The sequence below is a fragment of the Streptomyces sp. NPDC059853 genome (genome assembly GCF_042731495.1).
Lineage (GTDB): Bacteria > Actinomycetota > Actinomycetes > Streptomycetales > Streptomycetaceae > Streptomyces.
The window spans coordinates 1-2,310 of record NZ_JBHWJL010000490.1 but is presented as its reverse complement, the minus strand read 5'-3'; the positions used below and the strand labels follow the sequence as shown (position 1 = coordinate 2,310).

General features: G+C 75.7%; 3 protein-coding genes and 1 pseudogene. All 4 read left to right on the top strand.

The genetic code is table 11. From position 1 onward, the window contains the following. Positions 1-244: hypothetical protein (locus ACFV5N_RS27160; protein ID WP_385604989.1), on the top strand; the 244-nt coding region annotated here is incomplete at its 5' end. A 27-nt stretch (positions 245-271) separates the two neighbouring features. Then, the gene (locus tag ACFV5N_RS27155) at positions 272-586 is read left to right on the top strand and encodes a hypothetical protein (RefSeq protein ID WP_385604986.1); all 315 of its coding nucleotides are present in this window, start codon (positions 272-274) and stop codon (positions 584-586) included. 33 nt (positions 587-619) lie between these two features. After that, positions 620-991, top strand: a complete 372-nt coding sequence (locus ACFV5N_RS27150) for a hypothetical protein (protein ID WP_385604984.1) — start codon at positions 620-622, stop codon at positions 989-991. An 8-nt stretch (positions 992-999) separates the two neighbouring features. Next, a pseudogene (locus tag ACFV5N_RS27145) lies at positions 1,000-2,310 on the top strand (hypothetical protein); the annotation flags it as partial.

Below are 2,310 nucleotides of genomic sequence, written 5' to 3'. Positions count from 1 at the left end.
CGGGATCAGCGGCCAGGGAGAGGGCTTCGCCGTCGGCTACACCGGCCTCGGTACCGCCCGCGGCGTGGAGAACTACGAGAACCTCGGCCGCAACGGCGACGCGCTGGCCCGCGCTCTCGAAGGGCTGGCCACCGACCTGGGCGAGACCCTCAGCCACGGCCAGAACGCCGACGAGGAGGCCGAGTCGCACATCAACCAGGCCGTCGGGGATCAGTCGATCACCAACGACCGCGCCTTCGGCTGAGCCCCCACACCAGGAAGAGGTCACACCATGTCGCACGGACAGAACCACGTCGCCTTCCGGGCCGAAGCACTCGACACCGTACGGGGCCAGACGAACACCCAGCAGGACCGGTACCGGGAGATCTGGGACGGCGTGCACACGGAGCTGGTCGGCCTGGTCGAGCGCGGCGAGGTCGACGCGAGTCTCGGCGGCGTGCTGGAGGAGCGCGACCGGGAGTTCCGCCGGCAGTCCAGCACCTTCGACGACGGGGTCGAGGCGGCGAAGCGGGCCGGTGAGGGCGTCAGGAACGCGGGGATCGAGGGCGGCCACCTGATGCGCCGTGCCGCGTCCGGCTCCCACTGACGCGGGACACCTGAGGGGACGGGGAGACACAAGGTGACGGACGGCGAGGAGATCCTCAACGCCCCGGCGGCGCGCCGGGCGGCGGAGACGACGGGAAGCGGCGGGGAGAGCGCCTCGGAGGCGCTGGTCCGGATCGCCTCCGCGCAGGGGCTGTTCGGTTCGGTGCCCGAGGGCGCGGCGGCGGAGAGCGCGCTGGCCTCGGCGGCGGCCAGTGTGCTGGACGCCTGGATCGCCAACGAGGTGAGCGTCGAGGCCATCAGCGCCAGCGCGCACACCGTGGCCGACCTCGCCGAGGAGACCGACGAGGCGGCGTACGCCATCACGGCCTCGGCCGCCGAGGACGCGTTCGGCTACACGGAGCGGATGATGAACGGCGAAGAACTGAACACCGTGGAAAGGATCTGAAGCGGATCATGTCCACGGACGACGAGATGGCCGCGGTGCTGGACCACATCTTCAGCGCCGAGCACCTGCGTATCCACGGCGCGGCCGGGGCCTGGCTGGCGATGGCCTCCCTGTCGGCCTCCTCCGACGACTGGCTCAGCTCGGCGGCCTCCGACACGGCGGCCGAGCCGGGGGTCGGGCTGATCGAGCTGGCGGAGCGGATGGAGGGCAGCGCCGCCACCGCGCAGGAGATCGCGGTGCTGGCCGGCCGGATCGCGGGTCAGCTGTCCTCCGCCGCCGAGGCGTCCGCCCGGGCGACGGAGAAGGCGATCGACCTCGCCTTCAAGTACCAGGAGGCGGCCGAGGGGACGCCCCCGCAGGACGTCGGCATGGCCGCGAACGTCTTCTACGAGCGGCAACTGGAGGCGAAGCGGCAGCTGATCGCCGAGGCCGAGACGCTGCTGGCCGGGCTGGGGGCCAGCATCTCGCAGGTCACCGGGGGAGAGGTGACCGGCGGGGGAGGGGCCGGGGGCGGTGCCGGTGGTGGAGGGGGCGTCGGCGCCGCCGCCGGGGGCGCGGGGGGTGCTGCCGCCGCCCACGCCGGGTCCGGCGGATCGGGTGCGGGCCCCGCCTCGTACGCCGCCGTCAACGGCAGCCAGGTCGGGGCGGGCAGCTATCCGCACGCCGCGGTCCAGGGCCCGGAGCGCGGGGACTTCGCCGGCTGGGTGCGGAGTCCGAGCACCGGTTTCCTCGTCGACCCCGCCACCGGCCGGGAGTTCGACCCGGTGACCGGGCGGTGGATCGACCCGGTGACGGGGCGCCCGTTCGGTGAGGTCACCGAGTACGCCGCCCGGCTCTCCGGCCTCGGCACCGGACCGGGCACGGTGGTCACCAGCACCGGTCTGGCCGCCGTCGGCGGGGGCGCGGCAGCGGCGGGTCTGGCCGGGCTGTACGGCGGCACCGTGCCGCCGAGCGTGGGCAACGCGGGGCCCGCCCGTCCGCAGCTGACGCAGCAGGCGCTGCGCAACCTCGGCCACCGGGCCACCGTCGCCAACACCTTCGCCCTGCGCGAGGCGGCCCAGGGCGGGCGTCCCTACACGCCGCCGCCGGGGGCGTCGGCAGGCGGGCAGCGGGGCGGGGGCAGGACCGCCGGACCCGGCCGCTTCAGCGCGGTCACCACGGCGCTGCGCGAGCCGGCCGCCACCTGGCGGACCGGCACGGCGCCGGGCGGCGCGGCCGGCCGCCTCGGGGGCCGGCACCCGGGCTCCGCCCCGGCTCCCGCCCCGGGCGCGGGCCGGAGCGCCACGAACCGGCCGACCGGCTCCCGGACCGCTCGTACG

What these genes read in the sequence shown, in the direction of transcription:
- ACFV5N_RS27155 (WP_385604986.1), top strand. Translation starts at nt 272, where the DNA reads ATGTCGCACGGACAGAACCACGTCGCCTTCCGGGCCGAAGCACTCGAC.